The sequence below is a fragment of the Sphingomonas sp. genome (assembly GCF_031380695.1).
Taxonomy (GTDB): Bacteria; Pseudomonadota; Alphaproteobacteria; order Sphingomonadales; family Sphingomonadaceae; genus Sphingomicrobium.
On the sequence record NZ_JANMWY010000306.1, the window covers coordinates 1 to 5,265 of the forward strand.

Sequence of the window (5,265 nt, forward strand, 5' to 3'; positions counted from 1 at the left end):
GCTCGGTTACGATCCGGTCGACCACGCCGAGTGTTTTGAGGTCGGCGGCGGTGACCTTCATTGCCTCGGCCGCGTCCGCCGCCTTGTCCGCCGTGCGCCACAGGATCGACGCGCAGCCTTCGGGCGAGATGACCGAATAAATCGCATTTTCGAACATCAACACGCGGTTGGCGGCGGCAATCGCCACCGCGCCGCCCGATCCGCCCTCGCCGACCACTACGGCGATCAGAGGCACCTTGAGCGCGAGGCACTGTTCGGTCGAGCGGGCGATCGCCTCGGCTTGGCCGCGCTCTTCGGCCTGCACACCGGGAAAGGCACCGGGGGTATCGACCAGCGTTATCACCGGCAGGCCGAAGCGGTCGGCCAGCTGCATCAGGCGGATGGCCTTGCGATAGCCCTCGGGCTTGGCCATGCCGAAATTATGCTTGAGGCGGCTGGAGGTGTCGTCGCCCTTCTCATGGCCGATGATCATCACCCGCCGCCCGTCGATCCGCGCCAGCCCGCCGACGATCGCCGGATCGTCGCCAAACGCGCGATCGCCGGCCAGCTCGACGAAATCGCCCGCGATGCCGGCGAGAAAATCGTTGAAGTGCGGCCGCTCGGGATGGCGCGCGACCTGCGACTTCTGCCACGGCGTCAGGCGGGCATAGGTGTCGCGCAACAGCTTGGTCGACTTGGCCTCGAGCCGGCCGACCTCGGCATCGATGTCGACCGTGCCCGATTTCGCGGTCGCCTTGAGCTCGGCGACGCGGGTGGCAAGCTCGGCGATCGGCTTTTCGAAATCGAGGTAGGTGGTGGCCATTAGCGGCGCGAGTTAGGCCGCGCGCTGTTTAGGGTCAACTTTTGTCCGCCAGCGGGTGCCGCGCGTTGACCAACTCGACTAGCCGGGCGCTGTCGACATGGGTGTAGATTTGCGTGGTGGCAATGTCGGCGTGTCCGAGCAGCGCCTGCAGCACCCGCAAATCCGCTCCGCCGGCCAGCAGATGCGTGGCGAAGGCGTGGCGCAGGACGTGGGGGCTGACGCGTTCGGGCGCGATCCCGGCATGGGCGGCCATGGCGCGGACGATCTGGAACAGGCGGACCCGGCTCAGGTGCGCCTTGCCGCTCGGGTAAAGCCACGCGCTGTCGCCCGGCACCTGCTCGCGCCACTTGACCACTGCCGCTTCCGCGCGGGAGGAGATCGGCACCAGCCGCTCCTTGGCCCCCTTGCCGCGCAGGATCAGATAGGGCTGGCCGACGCGCAGCGCGCCGCGCGGCAGCGAGACCAGCTCGGTTGCGCGCAGCCCCGATCCGTAGAGAAGTTCGAGCAGCGACAGGTTGCGCACCGCTTCGCGCTGGCCGGACGCAGCGCGCTCCTCGGCATCGCGGAACATCGCCTCGATCTCGGGCGCGTCGAGGATGCGCGGCAGCGGCCGCTGGTGGACCGGGCGCGGCAGGGCCGCCGATGGGTCGTCGGGGCGGAATCCCTCGTCGAACAGGAAGCCGTAGAAGCGACGCAGCGACGACGCCCGCCGGGAGACGGTCGACGGGGCAAGATCGCGCCACGCCTCGCCGAGTCGTTTCAGCGCGGCGCTGTCGGCGGTGCCGACTTCGCCGAGCACCTCGACCCCCGCCTCCAGATCGCGGCGATAAGCAAGGAGGGTGTTGCGCGCCGCCCCCGCCTCCGCCACCATCATGTCGAGGAAGCGATCGACCAGCGCCCGGTCCGCATCGTTCATCAAGACCGGCTAAGCGCCTCTGCGGCGATCATGCGGGCGTTGAAATCCTGGCCGGTGGCGTGCATCGCGGCGGCGATGTGGAACAGGAAAAGCGCCGGAATATTGCTCCACCGGTCGCCGTGAAACGCCAGCCCCGCAAGCACCGTCGCGGTCCCGCCCTGCCCGCGCTTGGCCGCTCCGTCGATCAAATTGGTCCACTCGTTGCGCCGGTCAAGGCCGAAGCCATAGCGGCCCGACAGTTTGCCCGCCGTCGGGCCGTCGATCCGGTCGAGCGCAACCAGGCCGGCGACGAGCAGCGCGCCGCGGCGGTGCCCTTCGCTCGTATCACGGCCGATAAACTGGTCGATGCGCTTGTAGCTGAGGTCCAGGCCACGGGTCGACGGCGCGCCGAGTGCCAGCATCGCCCAGCAAACGTCCTGCGGCCTGTCGTCCATGTCGGCGAGCGCCCGAACCCAGCGCGCCGCCGCCTGATCCATCCCCGCCGCCAGCAGCGACGCGATGAGATTGGGCGCATCTTCGGCCAGCGCGGCGTCGGGTCGCACCTGGCTGGCGGCGATGGCGAGCATGGCGCGCGTCGCCTCGCGCTCGATCGGATCCTTGTCGGCCTTGAGCCACAGCTTGCGCATCGCCGCCAGCCGCGTCGGCTGATCCTTGCCGACGAACGCCAGCCGCAGCTGCCACGCATCGCTCTTGGTCAATTCATCGGGATCGGTGCGGTCGTACTGGGCCGAATAAACGTCGACCAGCGACTGGCCCGAGAAGACGCCCAGTCCCGCCGCCAGCCGCGCAGCCGGAAGACGCTGGTCGACCGCCAGCATCGGCGCCCGCGCAGCCCAGGCACGAAACTGTGGCGCCGCGTCGGCGAATAACCGCTCGGGAATCGCCAACCCGGTCGCACTGGCCAGGCCAAAGCGCCACGCCGTCAGCCCCGGCACAGGATCCCACTCGATCGTCACCGCCCGCTTGGTATCCTGCCCGGCCCCGACCAGCTTGTCGGCCAGGCTGACGTCGATCCCGCCGATCCGCCCGCGCCGGCGCGCATCGTCGATGTCGGCCGCCGCTGATTCCGGATTACCGGCGAGCGAGGAACAGATCGCATCGACCAGCGGCGCGATGCGCGGCTCGACCTTGCTCAGCCCGTCGCGGATCGGGCAAAGCCCCGCCGGATCGGCGCTGGCCAGCGCGCTCTGCACCGCAACCTGCTGCAGCTTGGGGGTGAAATCGGCGACGTCGACCCCGGCGACGAGCATCCGCGCGGCATCGGCCTCGCCCATGCGCAGCAGCAGCCAGGCCCGCTCGGCGGTCCAGTCGGCGCCGTCGATGCCATAGGGCGATTCGGCCCGCGCCAGCAGGGCGTTGCGGAGCGCAATGTGGAGCCAGCGCGACGGCAGCGCGCCCTCGGTATGGCGCATTGCCCGCTCGAGAAAGCGCCCGCTGGCGCCGCCCCACGGGTTGCGCTCCAAGCCGATCGCGGCCGGGTCGAGCCGACCGACCAGCGTCGGATCGCGCCGCGCCCGGTCGGGCACCTCGATCGGCTCGGCGATGTCGGCAGCGGCGGTGTCGGCGGGAGACAGCGAATCGGATTCGGCCACCTGCGCTTCGGCATCACCGGTCAATGGGGCTGGGGTTGCGGTCGCAGCAGGCTCTGCCCCCGGAACGGACGGCGCAGCCGGGGGGGGCGTCTTCGGCGCAGGCGGAGCCGGATCGCCGAAGCCAGGTGGCAAGATCGAGGTCGGTCGATCCTGCGCCAGTACGGGGATCGCCAGCGCCACTACTGCCGCTGCGGCAAGAAGAGCCCTAGTGCGCGGCGGCATCGGGTGCGACGTCGACCTCGACGACCTTGGTCGGCTGCTCGCTGACACTGCGCGACAAGAGGAACACCCCGCCGACGAGCAGAAGGAGCACGATCAACAGCGGCACGAGCGGCGACATCGGGCGGCGGCGCATCGGGGCCGACTGGATTCGGGGAGGAGAGCGGACCATGACGACCTTGGGCTAAATGCTTCGGACGCGCTTTTGCCCGACCTTGCGCCCTTATGTATAGCCCACGTGATGCTTTATTCGCCCATCTTGCCGCCGCGATGCCCCGAATGATCGTCGGCCTCGCCCGGCCAATCGTGCTCGTCGGCCTGATGGGCGTGGGCAAGTCGACCATCGGCCGCCGCCTGGCCGCGCGGCTCGGGCTGGCGTTCGTCGACAGCGACGATGCCATCGCCGACGCCGCTGGCGCGCCCGCCGGGGAAGTATTTGCACGGTTCGGCGAGGCCAGCTTCCGTGACGGCGAGCGGCGGCTGGTGGCGCGACTGCTCGACGGCGCGGTGCGGGTCATTGCGACCGGAGGTGGTGCCTACATCGACCCCGACACGCGCCGCCTGCTCAACGAGCGCGCGATCACGGTGTGGCTCGATGCGCCGGTCGAGGTGCTGGTGGCGCGAACGGCACGGCGCGACACGCGGCCGCTGCTCAACACTGGCGACCCTAAAGCGACCCTAGCCCGCCTCGCAGCGGAGCGATCGGCCTTTTACGCCGAGGCGCATATCCACGTCATCAGCGCCGATGGCGCCCATGGTGACGTCGTTGAGACGATTGTGGCGGGCGTGGAGGCGCATCTGGCAGGGGGGAAGGTGCGCTAGGAAGCAGAGATCGCCGCCAGCAGCGCGCGGAACGGCAGCAGGATCGCGCCGTGGCGGCCGATCTTGGGCAGCGCGGGGGCGAGGACTGCGAGGCCGGGCCAGTTCCCTGGATCGACCCGCTTACCCGTAAGCCAATCGGTCAACTCCGCCAGCGCTTGCGCGACCTCCGCGCGCGACCGCCCGACCGCATGCGCGCCCATCAGCGCCGCGCTGGCCTGCCCGAACGCGCACGCCTCGACCGACTGGCCGAGCGCGGCGACGCGGCCGTCCTCCATCCGCACCGACGCCGCGACGCGGCTTCCGCACGTCGGGGAGCGAAGTTCGGCATGGCCATCGGCGCGATCGAGCGCGCCGAGGTGCGGGATGCTCGTCGCGAGGCGAAGAATGTCGCGCGTGTAAAGCGGCTCGCTCACGCCCGGCGCCAAGTCGTCCCGTTCGGCCCGTCCTCAAGGATGATCCCCTCGGCAGCGAGTTCGTCACGGATGCGGTCGGCGGTGGCGAAGTCGCGGGCGGCTTTGGCGGTGGTACGCTTGTCCAGACTTAATTCGATCGCCGAATTGTCTGATCCTGGCGGCCGAAACCACGAACCTTTGCTTGTTAGCAACCCGAGAAATTGCGCAGTCGATGCCACGTTACCGTCGCCGACGATCTCATTTAAGCGTTTGATCGCTAGGGGGGTATTTAGGTCATCGCGAAGCGCGGAAACCACACCGTCGTCGGGTAGTGGTAGTTCGCCCGGTTTGAAGTCGCCTGCACGTTCCCAAACATCAGGTCGGAACCTCTTGACCTTACGATACAGTCCGTCGAGCGTCGATTTGCACTGTGACAATAAACTTTCTGTCCACGGCATCGGACTGCGGTAGTGGCCGCTGAGCAGAGCCATTCGAAGAGTCTCTCCCCGATGCCCCGCCGCC

Annotated in this window: 6 protein-coding genes and 1 pseudogene; 1 reads left to right on the forward strand and 6 read right to left on the reverse strand. The window is 69.0% G+C overall.

The window, feature by feature from the left end; all coding sequences use genetic code 11:
* The 4 genes from RMN84_RS11030 to RMN84_RS11045 all read right to left on the reverse strand — a co-directional run.
* A partial coding sequence (locus RMN84_RS11030) for an acetyl-CoA carboxylase carboxyltransferase subunit alpha (RefSeq protein ID WP_309612220.1) occupies positions 1–802 on the reverse strand: 802 nt, incomplete at its 3' end.
* 34 nt (positions 803–836) lie between these two features.
* Positions 837–1,718 carry a tyrosine recombinase gene (locus RMN84_RS11035; protein WP_309612221.1) on the reverse strand — a complete coding sequence of 294 codons (882 nt, stop codon included), beginning with the start codon at positions 1,716–1,718 and terminating at the stop codon, positions 837–839.
* The gene (locus RMN84_RS11040) at positions 1,718–3,310 is read right to left on the reverse strand and encodes a hypothetical protein (protein WP_309612222.1); all 1,593 of its coding nucleotides are present in this window, start codon (positions 3,308–3,310) and stop codon (positions 1,718–1,720) included. The genes RMN84_RS11035 and RMN84_RS11040 overlap by 1 nt, the downstream gene beginning before the upstream one ends.
* A gap of 205 nt (positions 3,311–3,515) precedes the next feature.
* Positions 3,516–3,665, reverse strand: a complete 150-nt coding sequence (locus RMN84_RS11045; RefSeq protein ID WP_309612223.1) for a hypothetical protein — start codon at positions 3,663–3,665, stop codon at positions 3,516–3,518.
* 134 nt (positions 3,666–3,799) lie between these two features.
* Between RMN84_RS11045 and RMN84_RS11050 the strand changes: the two genes are divergently transcribed.
* Positions 3,800–4,351: a shikimate kinase gene (locus tag RMN84_RS11050; protein ID WP_309612224.1), complete on the forward strand. Its 552-nt coding sequence runs from the start codon at positions 3,800–3,802 to the stop codon at positions 4,349–4,351.
* Here the strand turns inward: RMN84_RS11050 and RMN84_RS11055 are convergent.
* Together RMN84_RS11055 and RMN84_RS11060 are read right to left on the reverse strand one after the other, a co-directional pair.
* Positions 4,348–4,764: an iron-sulfur cluster assembly scaffold protein gene (locus tag RMN84_RS11055; RefSeq protein ID WP_309612225.1), complete on the reverse strand. Its 417-nt coding sequence runs from the start codon at positions 4,762–4,764 to the stop codon at positions 4,348–4,350. The two genes, RMN84_RS11050 and RMN84_RS11055, sit on opposite strands and share 4 nt — an antisense overlap.
* Positions 4,761–5,265, reverse strand: a pseudogene (locus tag RMN84_RS11060) (cysteine--tRNA ligase); the annotation flags it as partial. The pseudogene RMN84_RS11060 and the gene RMN84_RS11055, both read right to left, overlap by 4 nt.